Below are 15,639 nucleotides of genomic sequence, written 5' to 3'. Positions count from 1 at the left end.
TCCAATTGCAAAAGCCGGGGGCCTATACCCCCGGCTTCAGCAAAGATCCAGAACTTTCGAACCTGAGACGTCAGGCAAGCGGCACCTCTGACACCCCCTGTGCGGGGATGAGGGCGCCGCCCTGCCTGCTGTCCGCCTAGCGGTGGCGGGCCAGAATCTCCTGGGTGTCGATCTTGATGCCCGGGCCCATCGTCGTGGAGATGGCGATGCCCTTCAGGTACACGCCCTTGGCGGTGGCCGGCTTGAGCTTCATCACCAGGTCCACCAGCGCGTTGAAGTTGCCCTCGAGCTTGTCCACCGAGAAGGAGGCCTTGCCCATCTTCGCATGGACGATGCCGGCCTTCTCCGCACGGAAGTCAACCTTACCGCCCTTGGCGTCCCGGATGGCCTTGCCGACATCCATGGTCACCGTGCCGACCTTCGGGTTCGGCATGAGGCCACGGGGACCGAGCACCTTACCGAGGCGACCGACGATACCCATCATGTCGGGCGTCGCGATGACGGTGTCGAAGTCGAGGAAGCCCTCCTCGATGCGCTTCTGGAGATCCTCCGCGCCGACGATGTCCGCACCCGCGTTGCCAGCCTCGGTGGCGCGCTCGCCCTTCGCGAACACGGCCACTCGCACGGTGGCACCCGTGCCGTTGGGCAGAACCACGGCGCCACGGACCATCTGGTCCGCGTGCTTGGGGTCCACACCCAGGTTGATGGCGACATCGACCGTCTGGTCGTACTTCGACGCCCGCGCATCCACCGTCTTCTTCAGGAGCTGAAAGCCCTCGGCGATGCTGTAGCGCTTCTCGCGATCCACCAGCGTGGAGGCCGCGCGGAACTTCTTCCCATTCTGAGCCATGACAGAAATCCTCGTCCGTGAGTGGGGCGGCGGCTTAGCCGACGACGTCGATGCCCATGGAGCGCGCGGTGCCAGCAATGGTGTTCATGCAGGCCTCAAGCGACGCGGCGGTGGTGTCCTGAATCTTCTTCGTGGCGATCTCCTCGAGCTGCTTCCGGGTGATCTGCCCCACCTTCTCCTTGCCAGGCTTCTTCGCGCCCGACCCCTTCTTCTTGTCGGTGTGCAGTCCCGCCGCCTTCTTGATGAGGACGGCCGCCGGAGGCGTCTTGAGGATGAAGGTGAAGGAGCGGTCCTGATAGACGGTGATGATCACCGGGATGATCAGTCCCTCCTTGGCCTCCGCCTGCGTCTTCGCGTTGAACTGCTTGCAGAACTCCATGATGTTCACGCCCTGCTGACCGAGCGCGGGGCCGATCGGCGGAGCGGGGTTCGCCTTGCCGGCGGGAATCTGCAGCTTGACCTGACCTGTGACCTTCTTCATCGGCTGACGACTGCCTTTCGAGGGGGTGGTCCTGACGGGCCTCCAGACGGGGAGGTCCTCCCACCCATGGAACCGCGCCCCGGAGGGCGCGGAAGGTGTGCGGAGCGCGCTCTATCCGAGCCGCCCGCGGAAAACTAGCCGGTGGTCTTCTCCACCTGCATGAAGTCCAGCTCCACGGGCGTGGCGCGGCCGAAGATGCTCACGAGCACCTTCACGCGACCCTTCTCCGCATTGACCTCTTCCACCGTGCCGTTGAAGTTGGCGAAGGGCCCGTCAATGACGCGCACCGTGTCACCATCGTCGAACTGCACCTTGGGCTTGGGCTTGAGCGTGCCCTCGGAGATCTGCGACGTGAGCCGCGCGACCTCCTGGTCCGAGATCGGCAGGGGGTTCTGGTGCTGCGCCGTCCCGGGGAAGCCGGTGATCTTCGGCGTGTTCTTCACCAGGTGGAGCGTCCGGTCGTTCAGCTCCATCTGCACGAAGATGTAGCCCGGGAAGAACTTGCGGCGAGACGTCTTCTTCTCGCCCTTCACCATCTCCACGACCTGCTCCATGGGGATGAGGATTTCACCGAACTGGTCCTGCAACCCCTCGAGACGCACCTTCTCCTCCAGGCTCTTCTTGGCCTGGTTTTCGAAGTTCGAGTAGGTGTGGACCACGTACCATTTCATGGCCATTACAGCTTCCCCCAAAGGACCGGGAGCCACTCCACCATCAAGTTGTACGCGACGGTGTCGATGCAGAAGAGCAGCACCGCGGCCACGAGGGAGGCGACGACCACGGCCATGGTCGACGTCCGGGTCTCCGGCCAGGTAGGCCAGGAGACCTTCATCAACTCGGACGCGACCTCCATGGAGAGCGTGTGCGTCTTTGGATGGAAGAATCCAGCCACGGCCGCCCCGACGGCCACCAGGTAGCCGACGAGGGTGGACACCTTCCAGTCCAACCCCTCGATGAGCACCGCGTCAGGCCATCCGAAGCTGGCCCACAGTGCCCCGAAGAGGCGCTCCAGGAACAGCGCCAGGATGATGCCGGCGAGGAGGTAGAAGATGACCACGAGCCGCTTCGGGTCCATCGCCGAGCGGTTAGCCTGCTGGCTGGCCTCTGATGCCGTCGCCATGGTGCCTCACGAGGTACTGCGAATGCGAAACTTCAAGATCCGTGGAAACACAGGAACCCCCGGTACCTCCAGGTACCGGGGGCCCCGCTCCCACTGAGACTTGGCAGGCCAGGAGGGATTCGAACCCCCAACACGCGGATTTGGAGACCGCTGCTCTACCGTTGGAGCTACTGGCCTAGAAACTCTCAGGAACTACCGACCTAGACCTTACCTTCCTTGTGGTCCGTATGCTTGCGGCACTTCGAGCAGAACTTGCTCAATTCGAGCTTGTCCTGGCTCTTCCGCTTGTTCTTCGTGGTCGTGTAGTTCCGCTCCTTGCACACCGTGCACTCGAGCGAAATAATGGAACGATTGCCCTTCGGCATGACCTACCTCATCAGACACGAGAGGGGAAGGCTACCGGAAGGCGCCCTCCCCTCAAAATCCGGAAAGTGGAGCCAGGAAGCCCTGCGGCCTCCCGGGCGTATTACTCGATGACCTCGGCAACAACGCCGGCGCCCACCGTGCGGCCACCTTCGCGAACAGCGAAGCGCAGCTCCTTGTCCATCGCCACCGGGGTGATGAGCTCCACCTCGATCGCGATGTTGTCGCCCGGCATCACCATTTCCACGTTGTCGGGCAGCTTCACCGTTCCCGTCACGTCCGTCGTGCGGAAGTAGAACTGGGGACGGTAGCCCTTGAAGAACGGGGTGTGACGACCACCCTCTTCCTTCGACAGCACGTAGATCTGCGCCTTGAACTTGGTGTGCGGCTTGATGCTGCCCGGCTTGGCCAGAACCTGCCCGCGCTCCATGTCCTCGCGCTTCAGACCACGCACCAGCGCGCCGATGTTGTCGCCCGCCCGGCCCTCGTCCAGCAGCTTGCGGAACATCTCCACGCCCGTGACGACGGTCTTCTGCGTCGGACGCAGACCGACGACTTCGATTTCCTCGCCGACCTTGATGACTCCGCGCTCGACGCGGCCCGTCGCCACCGTTCCACGGCCGGCGATGGAGAACACGTCCTCCACCGGCATCAGGAAGGGCTTGTCCGTCGCGCGCTCAGGCGTCGGGATGTACGCGTCCACCGCCTCCATCAGCTTCAGGATGGCGCCCTCGCCGATTTCGCTCGTGTCGCCCTCGAGCGCCTTCATCGCGGAGCCAGGGACGATGGGAATCGAGTCGCCCGGGAAGTCGTACTTCTTCAGCAGGTCGCGAACTTCCATCTCGACGAGCTCGCGCAGCTCGGGGTCGTCCAGCAGGTCGACCTTGTTCAGGAAGACCACGATGTACGGAACACCGACCTGGCGCGCCAGCAGGATGTGCTCACGCGTCTGGGGCATCGGGCCGTCCGCGGCCGAGACGACGAGAATCGCGCCGTCCATCTGCGCCGCGCCCGTGATCATGTTCTTCACGTAGTCGGCGTGACCGGGGCAATCCACGTGCGCGTAGTGACGGTTCTTCGTCTGGTACTCCACGTGCGCCGTGGAGATGGTGATGCCGCGCTCACGCTCTTCCGGCGCCTTGTCGATCTGGTCGTACGCCAGGAACGTGGCGCCGCCGGTCTTGGCCAGCACCTTCGTGATGGCCGCCGTCAGCGACGTCTTGCCGTGGTCCACGTGTCCGATCGTGCCGATGTTCACGTGGGGCTTGTTACGCTCGAACTTCTCCTTGGCCATGACACTCCTCTAAAAAATGGAGCCCTGAACCAGGATTGAACTGGTGACCTCATCCTTACCAAGGATGCGCTCTGCCAACTGAGCTATCAGGGCTTGGCGATGCTATGAACTACAACGTTTGGAGCGGGAAATGGGATTCGAACCCACGACATTCAGCTTGGAAGGCTGACGCTCTACCAACTGAGCTATTCCCGCGTTGCCGAGTGGAGGGAGATGGATTCGAACCATCGAAGGCGTAGAGCCGGCAGATTTACAGTCTGCTCCCTTTGGCCGCTTGGGTATCCCTCCGCAATTTTGCTGCCGACTGCATACTGCACCCCATGCTGCTCGTCTCGGGCCCTCATCCGCGGCCCCCGTCCTGCTTGGCCGGCGGCGGGACTTGAACCCGCGACCTACTGATTACAAATCAGTTGCTCTACCGACTGAGCTACACCGGCACTCATCCGGCTCCTGCCTACCGCCCTACCGCACCTCCACCGAACCCGTCAACCACCCGACTCCGATGTGCGAGGCGCGCCCTTTTAGAAGTCCCCACCATCCAAGTCAAGGGGATTGATCCCAGATGATGGCCGACTAACGGGAGGCGCTCCCCCGCTGCCGGGCGACCTCGTATAGCAGAATGCCGGCCGAAACGGACGCATTGAGTGAACCGACCTGACCCGCCATGGGAATCCGCAGGCGATGGTCGCAGTGCTTGAGGACTCCCTCCCTCACGCCCGCCCCCTCGGCCCCCACCACCAGGGCCAGGGGCCCGTCCAGCCGGGCGCTCCACATGGGCTCGGTCGCGTCCACGTCCGCCGCCGCCACCCAGAGCCCCGCTTCCTTCAGCTCCTCCAGCGCACGGGAGATGTTCACCACCCGGGCGATGAGGCAGTGCTCCACCGCGCCCGCGGACGCCTTGGCCACCGTTCCCGTCACCTGCACGGCACGGTCCTTGGCGATGACCACCCCATGAGCGCCCAGCGCGTTGGCCGAGCGGATGATGGCGCCCAGGTTGTGCGGGTCCTGGATTCCGTCGAGCACCACCACCAAGGGAGGCCGCTTGCTGGCCGTGGCCGCGTCGATGATGTCCTCCAGGTCCGCGTACTTGAAGCCTCGCAGCTCGAGCACCACGCCCTGGTGGACGCCGCCGTCGGCCATGGCGGCCAGGCGCTCGCGCGACACCTTCTCCACCCGGACTCCAGCGTCCCGGGCGCGGCTGAGCAGCTCGCCCGCGGCCTTGGCGGCAAGCTGTCCCTCCACGATGAAGAGCCGCTCCACCTCGTCCGGCTTGGCCCTCAGGGCCTCGAGGACGGGATTGACGCCATAGACGTGACGCGCCGGGGAGTCCCCGCCATCGCGCTCGCCTCGACCACCTTTGGGGGGACGCTCACGCATGGGAACTAGAGGACCTCGACGGGAACGGAGAAGGACTTCTGCTGGCGGGCGCAGATCTTCTCCGTGCAGATGAAGAAGACGAGCTTCGCGTCCACGGAGCCCTTGCCCGCGGCCGTGGCGGAGAACGGAACCTCGAAGCGGGGGTCCACGAACTCCTGGCCCGCGGCCTTCTTCGCGACCGAGTCCTCGCGCCCCAACTTCTCCTTCGCGACGGAGACCTGGCTGCCCTTCACCTCGAGCTTCAGCGGAGCCTCCTCGGAGACATGGGCGCCGGGCTTCGTCTTCACCGAGAGCACGAACACGCCCTTCTCACCCGCCTTGACCTGGGTGGAGGAGCCGTCCGTGGACACGTCATAGAGGCTGGCGGGGTCCACTTCCTCGGCGGACGCCGGGGCCGCCCAGACGCAGGCCACCAGCAAGGCGGCAACGGAGGTGAGGCTTCGGATGTGCGACATGGCGGGTCTCCTGAAAGCGGGTGCTGCCTATCATGCCTGCGACGTGGGTCGCCGGCTTTCTCTTCACGCGCCCCCTGCTCCACCCGTGGGCGTGCGACTCGAGCGCTTCTTGCGCGTCGTCGAGGACGACGGCAGGCCCGGCGGGGGCATGCCCCGGGGCGGAAGCAGGTCCGGGACGGACACGGGCTCCGCGCCAGCAACCAGCTCCTCGGCGCGGATGATGATGGGCGTGGCCAGGTCCATGCCCGTGACGGCCTCCATCTCCGGCAAGGCGGGCGAGCTGTTCACCTCGAAGACCTTCGACTGCCCCTGGATGTCCAGCAGGTCCACGGCCGCCACTTCCAGCCCCACCAGGCGCGTGGCCTTCTCCGCCGTGGCGCGCTGCCCCTCGGACAGCTCCATCGCCTCCAGCCGAGCCCCCTTGATGAGCGTGTGGGCGAGCCGACCGGGCCGCGGCCTGCGGCGCACCGCGGCCACCGCCTTGCCACCGACAACGAGCACGCGCACGTCCTGGCTCGTGCTCTTCACGTACTCCTGCATCACCAGGTTATGGCCCAGGCCGAGCACCGCCTCGAGCGCGGCCTCCAGGGATTGGAGGCTCTCGCACACCATCACCCCGTGGTTCTCCTGCCCCTGGAGCAGCTTCACGAGCACCGGCACCCCACCCACCAGCCCCACCATCTCCTTCAGGTGGGCGGCGTCCCGCGCCATCACTGTGGCGGGAATGTCGATGCCATGCGCGGACAGCAGTTGCAGCGAGCGCATCTTGCTGCGCGACTGGGCAATGGCCTGGGCGTGGTTGACGAGTGGCACCCCGCCCAGCGCGAACTGGTTCACCACCGCGAGCCCATACGTGTTGATGGACTGGGCGATGCGCGGCAGGACGACGTCCGTGGGCGCCAGCTTCTTGCGGTCGTAGTAGAGGGTGGCGCTGCCCCCGTCCAGGTGCATCTGCACCCGGAGCGGGTTGAGCACGCGCATCTTGTGCCCCCGCGCGCGGCCCGCCTCGACAAGACGCCGAGTGGAGGGAATGGAAGCGGACCGCGAGAGGAGGGTGACTTTCATGGGCGGGGACGGCGAACCGGGCCAGAGGCGAGGGGACCTATAATCCCCACACCCGCCCGGGTAAAGCCGCCCCCGTCCGACTGCCTAGCGCTGGCGGATGGCGCGAATCTCGATGTTGATGGGCGCTTCCGGCCGGGAGTTCTTGATGCGCTCGCACGCCGCGCCGTTGAAGAGCACGCCGTCGTCCGTCAGCGCCCAGGTCCCGTCACCCGCCAGGGTGCGCTCGCCCTCGATGTAGACGACGACCAGCTTCGGGTCCGAGGGCCGCTGCGGGCCCTTGAGGGGAATCAGGCAGGGCTCCGGGTTGATGACTTCCTTGCTGATGCGCTCCAGCGCCTCGGCCAACTCCGTCTGGTTGCCCGCCTGGTAGAAGGCCCGGCCGCACAGGCCCGTCGCCGCGATGCACGTGTCGTTGGAACCACAGGCCGTCGCGTCATCCGCGCAGGAGCGGGCGAAACCACCCGCCGCCGCCATGGACTGGAGCACCACCGGACCATCCCCCGCCGCCGTCTCGGCGCCAAAGCCGATGACGATGGTCGTGATGCCCTGGTCCTTCAGCGCCTGCACGGCCTGCACGGAGGCGTTGGTGTCAAGGCAGCCACGACGTTCGAAGGCCGCCCCGCTCGTGCCGCAGGAGGTGGTGCCAGGGACGGTGCACTTGCAGAGCGCGGGCTGATCAACGCCAGAGTACTCATTGTTCGCATTGCAGTTGGGGAGACCGTCCGTCAGGAGGATGACGAAGTTCTTGCGGTCCTTGACCTGCAAGGCAGGAATCTGCCCGATGAAGTTCAGGCTTCCACTGGTCGGTGTTCCACCGAAGGGCCTGCCGGTGCCGCTGTTGGGGATGCCCTGGATGAGGTCGTTGATGGAGTTGGCGTGCGCCAGCAGCGAGGCATCGTCCTCGACGATCGGCAAATCCCTGCGGACCGAGGTCGAGGAGGCACTGGTGCAGGCCTCGATGCTCGAGGAGTCCTCCGTGGCCTGGGGATAGGTCGTGAGCGCGAAGCGGACATAGGGACCGCTGTTCGCGAGGAACTGGGGCACGGCGGCCTGCAGCTCGGACCACCGCGTGGGGCACGTCGCCGTGGGGCACGGGTTGGTGTTGCCACACAGCGTCAGCGGGCCGGTGCCTTGATCCGGCACCTGGCAGGACGGCCGCGTCGTATCCACCGGAAGCGTCATCGAGCCGGAGACGTCCACCAACATCATGATGTTGGGCTTGCTCGACAGGGCGGTGATGGTCTCCTCGACCGTCGTCTGCGCGATGGCGAGCGGCTCCACCGGCTCGAAGTCGTAGGACTGACAACCCGCGGCGACGACACCCGAGAGGGCGCCGAAGACGAGAGCGCTCAGGAGGGGCAACTTGGCGCGCATAGGTGATGAATTCCTTCTGCTTCTCATGGGGGGACGCGGAGCTCCGCGCGGCCGGGCTCTTCAGGGGACGGCTTGAGGGGAAGAGTAACGCGTGACTCCCCTCGGAGGCTACAGCCTCAAAAGGCAGGGCGCATCAGGTTCAACCCATACTGCGAGGTTACAGCAGGAGCCGATGGCTCACGCTCGGCAGGCACACACCCGGTGTGGCGTTGACGACATTGGCGCCTGCCTGGCTCCTCTTCGACGTGGATCACCTAGAGCGTCAGCGTGCGCGCCCCTTGCGTCAGTCGCCACAGCGAGGCGAGGCCCATCACCTCGTCCAAGGGGCCGTGGAGTGACTCGGGCTCAAGGCCGCACAGGCGCACTGTCGTGTCGCAGGCGATCAGCTTCGCGCCCAGCGCCCTCGCCTCCTGCAGCATCTTCAGCGGCGGTGCCACACCCAGGGACTCTCCTCGCGCGTGCTCTTCACGCTCCCGCTCGCTCTCGGGCTGACCGAAAGTTCCACCCACCCAGGAGCGGAGCGCGTCGAAGGCGAAGACGAAGTAGACCTCGTCGCCCATCGCCACGGCGGTGATGCCCATGGAGCCCGCCTGGAAGGCCGGCTCGTACGTGGCGTGCTGCAGAAAGAAGAAGACGCGTCCAGCCATCAACGCGGCACCATAACGGGGTTCGAGTCGGAGCGGTCAACCGGCGTATAACCCAGGACGTTCCCCTGCTCGAGGCGCCCCCATGCCAACACCGACCTCGCCGCCACCTCGCCATACCGTCGCGCCCCTCCCCTCGCGGGGACGACAGTGGTGGCATCTCCTGCTCGGAGCGGGACTGCTCGCGAGCTCCGGGAGCACCGCGCTCGCGTACTCGCACGCCTCGGGGGAACCGCCCTCGGCCGTGCCCTCCTCGCCCATTCCGGCCGCACCGGGCGACCTGCGGGAGCAGGTGCTGACGTTACTCGACGCCTCCCAGGGGCCGCTTCGAGAGGAGCAGTGGCGTCGGCTCGGGCCGCAGGCCGTGCCTGTCCTGCGCTCGCTCGTGGTGGACGGCGCGGCTCCCTCGTCGCGGCGCGAGCGGGCCATGGCGTCGCTGGCCCTCATCGACCCGCCCCAGGGCGCACCGTCCATCCAGGAGGTCCTGGAGGATCCGCGTGCTCCCGCTGATGTCCGCGCCAGCGCCGCGGGAGCCCTGGCTCGCTGCCTGGGCACCGAGGCCATCCGTCCCCTCACGGCGCGACTGGTGGACCGCGAAGACCCCGTTCGGGAGGCCGTGGCCCTGGCGCTCGGGCGACTGGGTGGACAGCAGGCCCGTCAGGCACTCGAGGAACGCCTTCCCCTGGAGGAACGCCCCCTCGTGCGCGAAGCACTCCAGCGAGGACTCAGCCTCGCGGAGCCCTGAGCGCTCTCGACATGACTCGGGGCTCGCGTCGGCCCGGGCCTTCCGTTAGATGGGGGCCATGCGCCCCACGGTCCTCCTGTTCGATATCGATGGCACCCTCGTCACCACCGGCGGCGCGGGACGCCGGGCCATGGACCGCGCCTTCGAGCAGCTTCACGGCCGCCGCGATGCCTGCGACTCGTTCCACATGTCCGGCATGACGGACCGGGGCATCGTCCGCACCGCCCTGCGCGTCATCGGCGTCGAGGACACCGAGGCCGCCATCGATGCTGGCATCGCCGCCTACCTCACCCACCTCGCGGACGAAATCCAGAAGGTCGAAGACGCGCGCTATCGCGTGTTCCCCGGCATGCGCGAGGCCGTGCTCGCGGCGCGCGCTCGCCCCGGCTTCGCCGTGGGCCTGGGCACCGGCAACGTCCGCGACGGCGCGCGTCTGAAGCTGGAGCGCGTGGGCATCCACGACCAGTTCGCCTTCGGCGGCTTCGGCTGTGACCATGAGAACCGCGTGGAGCTGATCCGCCGTGGCGCGGAGGCAGGCGCGGCGACGCTCGGCGCCCCTCGCGAGGAGTGCCGGGTGGTCATCATCGGGGATACGCCCAAGGACGTCGACGCGGCCCTCGGCATCGGCGCCGAGTGCATCGGCGTGGGCACGGGGACCTTCACCGCCGAGGCCCTCTTGCAGGCCGGCGCCCATGCCGCCTTCCCGGACTTCTCGCACCGCGACGCCCTTCCGACGCTGCTCGGGGGAAGCTGACCCCTTCCGCCCGCGCTCGGAGCCGAGCCCGGGCTGTGGTATCTCCCGCCGCCCTTCCGAGGAGCCCGTCGCATGTCATCCACGCTCGAGTCCTATGAGCTCATCCGCTTCGCCGAGGCCTTCGAGGGTCGGATCGCGACCGCGGGAGAGATGCTCGCCGGTCGCCCCGGCCTGGAGGCCGAGAAGAGCTGGCTGACCACCGCCCTGGAGCTGGTGCGCACCACTCGCGCCCCCGCCGCCGGCGTGGTCGACCGAGTCAAGGACCTCCCCGAGCTGGATGAGGCCCGCGAGGAATATGCCTTCCACCAACAGGGGCTCTGGGTCGACTCCCTGGAGAAGCTGCACGCGGGCATCACCTTCACCGCCAGCAGCCGTGCGCCTGTCATCGAAGCGCTCTTCCCCCACCTCAAGTTCGCCCAGCTCCGACGTGCGCCTCGAGAAGTCGTCTTCGAGTACGCCACGTCCTACGAGCGGCGCACCCGCAGCTCCTATGTCTCGCGCATCTTCGCTCGCGAGGACTTCGCGCTCGTCCGTCCCGTGATGGACCAGGTCGCCGCCGCGCATGCCGCCTGGCGCGCCAGTCATGAGCCCGCGCCGCTCTCGCTCGAACAGGAGGCCGTGCTCCGCGAGGAACTGGTGAACCTGGGGCGCAAGCTCGAGGTGGCGCTGCGACAGGCGCGACTGCTCTCCGAGGCCGCGCTCGTCCCCGTCCCCAGCGTCCATGAAGCCGCGGCGCTCGGACTCAAGCCCAAGCGTAAAGCGGGTCGCGGACTGGCGCCCTCCGACGACGGACTGGGCGCGCTCGACCTCGAACCCTCGGACTCCATGGAGCCCACCGAGGCCGAGCTGGCGGAGGTCGCCGCCCTCGATTCGTCCTCCGACGACCAGGTGCCAACCCGTCCGCCGCACGCGTCGAACAGAGATGTGCCTCTTGATGAGGAGGCGGTCGACACTCGCATGGCGCATGGCAAGGAACCGGCAACGGCCGGACCTCGCGATGGCAGCACGGACACTGTTGGCTCCGACGAGCTGGCGACGAGTGGGCCGGAGGCATCGGTGGATGACGCCGCGCCCGGCCAGGGCGGCGCTCGCGGACGCAAGCGTGAGGCGCACGTCGACGCGCACCTGGGCAAGGACACCTCTGATTCCCAGAGCGAAGCGGCTCCATCCCTTCGAGAGTTCGAGACGAGCCAGACCCGCGAGGACGAGCCCGGCGCCGCGACGGCGGAACCACGCGAATCGGCTCCTCGTGGACGCAGGCGCGAGTCGGAGGAGGCTCCTTCTTCTGGCGATGACAGCACGAACTCGGCGGAGGCCTCACGTCCTGGCTCGGGTCGCGGACGCAAGCGCGCCGCAGAGGCCGGCTTGACGTCGGGCGAAGCGCCCGGCCCTTCAGAAGGAGAGCGCGGACGACGTGCTCGTGACGCGGGCTCAGCTCCAACCACCAGCGATCCTTCCACCGAGTCAGGAGACTCGCGAACACAGGCTGCTCGCGGACGCGCTCGCGACGCGGGCTCTTCTCCAACCGCCGGCGACAGCTCCAACGACGCAGAAGGCTCGCGCGCACAGCCTGCTCGCGACGCGGGCTCGCCTCCAAGCGCTGACGACACCTTCAACGACTCGGAAGGCTCGCGCGCACAGCCTGCTCGCGGACGCTCTCGCGGTGCTGGCGCTCCTCCAACCGTCAGCGACAACTCCAGCGCGGCAGAGGACCCACGCACACAACCTGCTCGCGGACGACACGCTCGCGACGCTGGCTCGCCTTCAGTTGCCGGCGATACCTCCAACGCGGCAGAGAATGCACGCGCACAACCTGCTCGCGGCCGCGCTCGCGATTCAGGCGCGCCCACTGCGTCTGATGACTCGGCCGCTCCGGCACCCTCGCGTGCCCAGGCTCCCGCCGTGCGCAAGAAGAAGGGCGTGACGTCTACGCCTGGCGCGGCTGGAACCGAGACCCCCTGAGCGAGCTTCGGCTCGCGCGTTAGAGGTACCCGGACATGGCGGACGCCGCCCTTCCCATCGACCCGCTCCTTCCGGACATCGTCACCACCTTGCGCGGGGCTCGTTCGCTCGTGCTCGAGGCACCTCCTGGCGCGGGCAAGACGACGCGCGTGCCTCGCGCACTGTTGGAAGCGGGGCTCGGCGGAGGCAAGGAGATCGTCGTCCTCCAGCCGCGACGCCTCCCCACCCGACTCGCCGCCCAGCGCGTCTCCGAGGAGATCGGCGAGCGCGTGGGCGACACCGTCGGCTACCAGGTCCGCTTCGAGGACGTGCGCAGCGCCAAGACCCGACTGTCCTTCGTCACCGAGGGCGTGCTCGGACGCCGCCTGCTGTCCGACCCCACCCTTCGCGACGTGGGCATCGTCGTGCTCGACGAGTTCCACGAGCGCCACCTGTCCGCTGACATCTCACTGGCGCTGCTTCGCCGCCTGCAAGAGACGCGTCGCCCTGACCTCAAGCTCGTCGTCATGTCCGCGACCCTGGAGGCCGAACCCGTTCGTGCGTACCTTGGAGGTTGCCCCTCCCTGCGCTCCCAGGGCCGACGCTACGATGTCAGCGTGGAGTACCTCCCCGCTCCGGATGACCGTCACCTGGACCTGCAGGTCCTCTCCGCCATCAAGCGCCTGTTCACCAACGGCGTGGATGGCGACGTGCTCGTCTTCCTCCCTGGCGCCGGGGAGATTCGCCGCACCCGCGACGCCTGCGCGGAGTTCGCCGAGCGCCACGACACCGACGTCCTCCCGCTCCACGGAGACCTCTCCCCCGCGGAACAGGACCGCGCCGTGCGCAAGAGCCCGCGCCGGAAGATCATCCTCTCCACCAACGTGGCGGAGACGTCCGTCACCATCGACGGCGTCTCCGTGGTCATCGACACGGGCCTCGCGCGTGTCGCGAGCCACTCGCCCTGGTCCGGACTGCCCACCCTCAAGCTGTCCAAGGTGAGCCGCGCCTCCGCCATCCAGCGCGCCGGACGCGCCGGTCGCACCCGCGCCGGCCACTGCGTCCGCCTCTACACCCAGCACGACTTCGACGGCCGCCCCGAGCAGGAGGCCCCCGAAATCCGCCGCATGGACCTGGCGGAGACCGTGCTCTCCCTGCGTGCCTCCGGCGTCGTCGACCTCGGCGCCTTCCCGTTCTTCGAGCCCCCTCCCGCGGCCTCGCTCGACGCGGCGGAGACGCTGCTTCGTCGACTCGGCGCCGTCGACGCGAAGGGCCTTGTCACCGACGTGGGCCAACGCCTGCTGCGCTTCCCCGTCCACCCCCGCCAGGCCCGCGTCATCGTCGAAGGCGAGCGCCGGGGCGTCGGCGCCGAGGCCGCCACGCTCGCGGCCCTCATGGGCGAACGGGACATCCGCCGCGAGGCTCGCGCCAACCTGGGCGGAGGTGGACGCGCCTCCGCGGTCGTCAGTGGCCCCTCGGACCTGCTCGAATTGCTGGAGCGCTTCCGCGAGGCCGAGCGCGCGGGCTTCGCCTCCGGCCGGCTGCACTCGCTCTCCCTCGAACAGGGCGCGGTGCAGTCCGTGGACCGCGTGCAGAAGCAGCTGCGTCGCGCCGTGCGCGGCCAGGGCGACAAGCCGCACCGCGCGGAGGACATCGAGCAGGCACTCATGCTCAGCGTCCTCGCGGGCTACCCGGACCGCGTCGCGCGCAGGCGTCGGCCTCGCGCACCCGAGCTGCTCCTCTTCGGCGGCGGAACCGCGTCCCTCTCCGAGTTGAGCGTCGTACAGGACGCAGACCTCATGGTGGCAGTGGACGCCGAGGAGCGCCCGGGTAAAGGCGCCGTGGTGCGACTGGCCAGCGCCGTGGAACCCGAGTGGCTGCTGGACCTCTACCCCGACACGCTCGAAGAGGTGGACACCCTCCAGTGGAACGCCGAGGCCCGCCGCGTGGAGCGCCTCACGCGCCTGTCCTACGGCAACCTCATGCTCGAGGAGACCCGCGCCCCCGCGCCCGCGTCGGAAGCAACGGCACGCGTCCTCGTCGAAGCGGCGCTCGCGGCCGGGCCCGGTCGCTTCGCCGACCCCGAAGCCCTGCAACAGTGGCGCACGCGCGTGGCCCTGCTCGCCCAGGCCTTCCCCGAGGCGAAGTTCCCCGCCGTGGATGACACCTTCCTGCGCGACGCGCTCGCCTCCCTCTGCTCGGACGCGCGCAGCTTCAAGGACCTGGAGGGCGTGTCCCTCATCGACGCGCTCTACGCGCGGCTCAACTCCGAGCAACAACGACTGCTCGCCACCCACGCTCCCGAGCGCGTCACGCTGCCCGGTGGCCGGGGCGTGAAGGTGAACTACGAGCCGGGCAAGCCGCCCTGGGTGGAGTCACGCCTGCAAGACTTCTTCGGGCTGGCCCAGGGGCCCAGCGTTTGCGCGGGCCGCGTGCCACTCGTGCTGCACCTGCTCGCGCCCAACATGCGCGCCGTACAGGTGACGACCGACCTGGCGGGTTTCTGGGAGCGGCACTACCCGGCGCTCCGAAAGGAGCTGGGTCGCAAGTATCCGCGCCACTCCTGGCCGGAGGACCCGAGGCACGCGCAGCCGCCCGCGCCCCGTCCTCCTCGCCGCTGACTAGAAGCGCTTGCGCATCTCGAGGTGGTCGATGCCACCCTCGAGGAACACGGTGCCCATCTCGGTGTAGCCGTGCTTCTTGTAGAACTCCAGGGCGTAGAGCTGCGCGTGCAGCATGATGCCCTGGACGCCGCGTCGCCGGGCTTCCTCCTCCAGCGACGTCAGCAGCAGCGAGCCCACGCGCGCCTTGCGGTGCGCCTGGAGCACGGCCATGCGCCCTACCTGGCCCCACAGACCCTGCTCACCCGAGGGAGGCTGAGGCAGCATCACCAGCCGCCCCGTGCCGATGGCGTGGCCTCCCTGGTTGGCGATGATGTGGTAGGCGTGTGCGTCTTCTGCATCCCGCTCGATGCCCTCGGGGACGTGCTGCTCCTCGATGAACACCACCTCGCGGATGGCGAGCGCCTGAAAGAGCTCCGCCTCACTCTGGATCTGAGTGATGGAGACGGGCGCGGAAGTATCCGTGGGACTGGCCATGTCGAGGGCAAGGTACACAAAAGGACGCGAGGTCAACAGGCGGAAAAGCACCCGGCCATGTCAAGGTCCAAACCGTCC

General features: G+C 67.9%; 16 protein-coding genes and 5 tRNA genes. 4 read left to right on the top strand and 17 right to left on the bottom strand.

What is annotated here, in order from left to right:
- Nucleotides 1-136: 136 nt before the first annotated feature.
- The 16 genes from rplA to LZ199_RS02395 all read right to left on the bottom strand — a co-directional run bounded on the left by rplA (nucleotide 137) and on the right by LZ199_RS02395 (nucleotide 9,026).
- Complete coding sequence (gene rplA, locus LZ199_RS02470) at nucleotides 137-850, bottom strand: 50S ribosomal protein L1 (RefSeq protein WP_253992001.1); 714 nt, start codon at nucleotides 848-850, stop codon at nucleotides 137-139.
- Between the two features lie 34 nt (nucleotides 851-884).
- On the bottom strand, nucleotides 885-1,331 hold the full coding sequence (gene rplK / locus LZ199_RS02465; RefSeq protein ID WP_163870620.1) for a 50S ribosomal protein L11: 447 nt from the start codon (nucleotides 1,329-1,331) through the stop codon (nucleotides 885-887).
- A gap of 134 nt (nucleotides 1,332-1,465) precedes the next feature.
- Nucleotides 1,466-2,008, bottom strand: coding sequence for a transcription termination/antitermination protein NusG (nusG, locus tag LZ199_RS02460; protein WP_090494984.1), 543 nt, complete (start codon nucleotides 2,006-2,008; stop codon nucleotides 1,466-1,468).
- On the bottom strand, nucleotides 2,008-2,451 hold the full coding sequence (gene secE / locus LZ199_RS02455; RefSeq protein ID WP_253992000.1) for a preprotein translocase subunit SecE: 444 nt from the start codon (nucleotides 2,449-2,451) through the stop codon (nucleotides 2,008-2,010). The genes nusG and secE overlap by 1 nt, the downstream gene beginning before the upstream one ends.
- A 101-nt stretch (nucleotides 2,452-2,552) precedes the next feature.
- Nucleotides 2,553-2,628, bottom strand: a tRNA-Trp gene (locus LZ199_RS02450).
- A 23-nt stretch (nucleotides 2,629-2,651) separates the two neighbouring features.
- On the bottom strand, nucleotides 2,652-2,816 hold the full coding sequence (gene rpmG / locus LZ199_RS02445; RefSeq protein ID WP_046713307.1) for a 50S ribosomal protein L33: 165 nt from the start codon (nucleotides 2,814-2,816) through the stop codon (nucleotides 2,652-2,654).
- Nucleotides 2,817-2,917: 101 nt separating this feature from the next.
- On the bottom strand, nucleotides 2,918-4,108 hold the full coding sequence (gene tuf, locus LZ199_RS02440) for an elongation factor Tu (RefSeq protein WP_253991999.1): 1,191 nt from the start codon (nucleotides 4,106-4,108) through the stop codon (nucleotides 2,918-2,920).
- 17 nt (nucleotides 4,109-4,125) lie between these two features.
- Nucleotides 4,126-4,201 (bottom strand) — tRNA-Thr (locus LZ199_RS02435).
- A 26-nt stretch (nucleotides 4,202-4,227) separates the two neighbouring features.
- A tRNA-Gly gene (locus LZ199_RS02430) sits at nucleotides 4,228-4,303 on the bottom strand.
- Nucleotides 4,304-4,312: 9 nt separating this feature from the next.
- Nucleotides 4,313-4,396, bottom strand: a tRNA-Tyr gene (locus LZ199_RS02425).
- A 76-nt stretch (nucleotides 4,397-4,472) separates the two neighbouring features.
- Nucleotides 4,473-4,545: transfer RNA gene (locus tag LZ199_RS02420), tRNA-Thr, on the bottom strand.
- 136 nt (nucleotides 4,546-4,681) lie between these two features.
- Complete coding sequence (rlmB, locus tag LZ199_RS02415) at nucleotides 4,682-5,485, bottom strand: 23S rRNA (guanosine(2251)-2'-O)-methyltransferase RlmB (protein WP_253991998.1); 804 nt, start codon at nucleotides 5,483-5,485, stop codon at nucleotides 4,682-4,684.
- Between the two features lie 5 nt (nucleotides 5,486-5,490).
- Nucleotides 5,491-5,940, bottom strand: a complete 450-nt coding sequence (locus LZ199_RS02410; protein WP_253991997.1) for a hypothetical protein — start codon at nucleotides 5,938-5,940, stop codon at nucleotides 5,491-5,493.
- Nucleotides 5,941-6,003: 63 nt separating this feature from the next.
- A complete protein-coding gene (locus tag LZ199_RS02405; protein ID WP_253991996.1) occupies nucleotides 6,004-7,005 on the bottom strand; it encodes an ATP-grasp domain-containing protein in 1,002 nt (333 codons plus the stop codon).
- A gap of 84 nt (nucleotides 7,006-7,089) precedes the next feature.
- Nucleotides 7,090-8,379 (bottom strand): adventurous gliding motility lipoprotein CglB, encoded by a 1,290-nt coding sequence (gene cglB, locus LZ199_RS02400; RefSeq protein WP_253991995.1) that lies wholly within the window; start codon nucleotides 8,377-8,379, stop codon nucleotides 7,090-7,092.
- 254 nt (nucleotides 8,380-8,633) lie between these two features.
- The gene (locus LZ199_RS02395) at nucleotides 8,634-9,026 is read right to left on the bottom strand and encodes a hypothetical protein (protein ID WP_253991994.1); all 393 of its coding nucleotides are present in this window, start codon (nucleotides 9,024-9,026) and stop codon (nucleotides 8,634-8,636) included.
- A gap of 82 nt (nucleotides 9,027-9,108) precedes the next feature.
- On the opposite strand from LZ199_RS02395, the gene LZ199_RS02390 reads away from it, so the two are divergent.
- From LZ199_RS02390 to hrpB, 4 genes are all read left to right on the top strand, one after another.
- Nucleotides 9,109-9,768: a HEAT repeat domain-containing protein gene (locus LZ199_RS02390; RefSeq protein WP_253991993.1), complete on the top strand. Its 660-nt coding sequence runs from the start codon at nucleotides 9,109-9,111 to the stop codon at nucleotides 9,766-9,768.
- Nucleotides 9,769-9,817: 49 nt separating this feature from the next.
- Nucleotides 9,818-10,522 carry an HAD family hydrolase gene (locus LZ199_RS02385; protein ID WP_253991992.1) on the top strand — a complete coding sequence of 235 codons (705 nt, stop codon included), beginning with the start codon at nucleotides 9,818-9,820 and terminating at the stop codon, nucleotides 10,520-10,522.
- Between the two features lie 72 nt (nucleotides 10,523-10,594).
- Nucleotides 10,595-12,484: a hypothetical protein gene (locus LZ199_RS02380; RefSeq protein ID WP_253991991.1), complete on the top strand. Its 1,890-nt coding sequence runs from the start codon at nucleotides 10,595-10,597 to the stop codon at nucleotides 12,482-12,484.
- Between the two features lie 35 nt (nucleotides 12,485-12,519).
- Nucleotides 12,520-15,084, top strand: a complete 2,565-nt coding sequence (hrpB, locus tag LZ199_RS02375) for an ATP-dependent helicase HrpB (RefSeq protein ID WP_253991990.1) — start codon at nucleotides 12,520-12,522, stop codon at nucleotides 15,082-15,084.
- On the opposite strand, the gene LZ199_RS02370 is transcribed toward hrpB, so the two are convergent.
- A complete protein-coding gene (locus tag LZ199_RS02370; RefSeq protein ID WP_253991989.1) occupies nucleotides 15,085-15,561 on the bottom strand; it encodes a GNAT family N-acetyltransferase in 477 nt (158 codons plus the stop codon).
- Between the last annotated feature and the right edge of the window lie 78 nt (nucleotides 15,562-15,639).

Source organism: Myxococcus qinghaiensis, assembly GCF_024198215.1.
GTDB classification, from domain to species: Bacteria; Myxococcota; Myxococcia; order Myxococcales; family Myxococcaceae; genus Myxococcus; species Myxococcus qinghaiensis.
Note: the sequence above shows the minus strand (reverse complement) of the source record. Positions and strands in the feature narration are given on the sequence as shown.

What these genes read in the sequence shown, in the direction of transcription:
- LZ199_RS02395 (WP_253991994.1), bottom strand. Translation starts at nt 9,026, where the DNA reads ATGGCTGGACGCGTCTTCTTCTTTCTGCAGCACGCCACGTACGAGCCG.
- LZ199_RS02380 (WP_253991991.1), top strand. Translation starts at nt 10,595, where the DNA reads ATGTCATCCACGCTCGAGTCCTATGAGCTCATCCGCTTCGCCGAGGCC.
- cglB (WP_253991995.1), bottom strand. Translation starts at nt 8,379, where the DNA reads ATGCGCGCCAAGTTGCCCCTCCTGAGCGCTCTCGTCTTCGGCGCCCTC.
- rplK (WP_163870620.1), bottom strand. Translation starts at nt 1,331, where the DNA reads ATGAAGAAGGTCACAGGTCAGGTCAAGCTGCAGATTCCCGCCGGCAAG.
- secE (WP_253992000.1), bottom strand. Translation starts at nt 2,451, where the DNA reads ATGGCGACGGCATCAGAGGCCAGCCAGCAGGCTAACCGCTCGGCGATG.
- LZ199_RS02385 (WP_253991992.1), top strand. Translation starts at nt 9,818, where the DNA reads ATGGGGGCCATGCGCCCCACGGTCCTCCTGTTCGATATCGATGGCACC.
- nusG (WP_090494984.1), bottom strand. Translation starts at nt 2,008, where the DNA reads ATGGCCATGAAATGGTACGTGGTCCACACCTACTCGAACTTCGAAAAC.
- rlmB (WP_253991998.1), bottom strand. Translation starts at nt 5,485, where the DNA reads ATGCGTGAGCGTCCCCCCAAAGGTGGTCGAGGCGAGCGCGATGGCGGG.
- LZ199_RS02410 (WP_253991997.1), bottom strand. Translation starts at nt 5,940, where the DNA reads ATGTCGCACATCCGAAGCCTCACCTCCGTTGCCGCCTTGCTGGTGGCC.
- LZ199_RS02370 (WP_253991989.1), bottom strand. Translation starts at nt 15,561, where the DNA reads ATGGCCAGTCCCACGGATACTTCCGCGCCCGTCTCCATCACTCAGATC.
- rplA (WP_253992001.1), bottom strand. Translation starts at nt 850, where the DNA reads ATGGCTCAGAATGGGAAGAAGTTCCGCGCGGCCTCCACGCTGGTGGAT.
- LZ199_RS02390 (WP_253991993.1), top strand. Translation starts at nt 9,109, where the DNA reads ATGCCAACACCGACCTCGCCGCCACCTCGCCATACCGTCGCGCCCCTC.
- tuf (WP_253991999.1), bottom strand. Translation starts at nt 4,108, where the DNA reads ATGGCCAAGGAGAAGTTCGAGCGTAACAAGCCCCACGTGAACATCGGC.
- rpmG (WP_046713307.1), bottom strand. Translation starts at nt 2,816, where the DNA reads ATGCCGAAGGGCAATCGTTCCATTATTTCGCTCGAGTGCACGGTGTGC.
- LZ199_RS02405 (WP_253991996.1), bottom strand. Translation starts at nt 7,005, where the DNA reads ATGAAAGTCACCCTCCTCTCGCGGTCCGCTTCCATTCCCTCCACTCGG.
- hrpB (WP_253991990.1), top strand. Translation starts at nt 12,520, where the DNA reads ATGGCGGACGCCGCCCTTCCCATCGACCCGCTCCTTCCGGACATCGTC.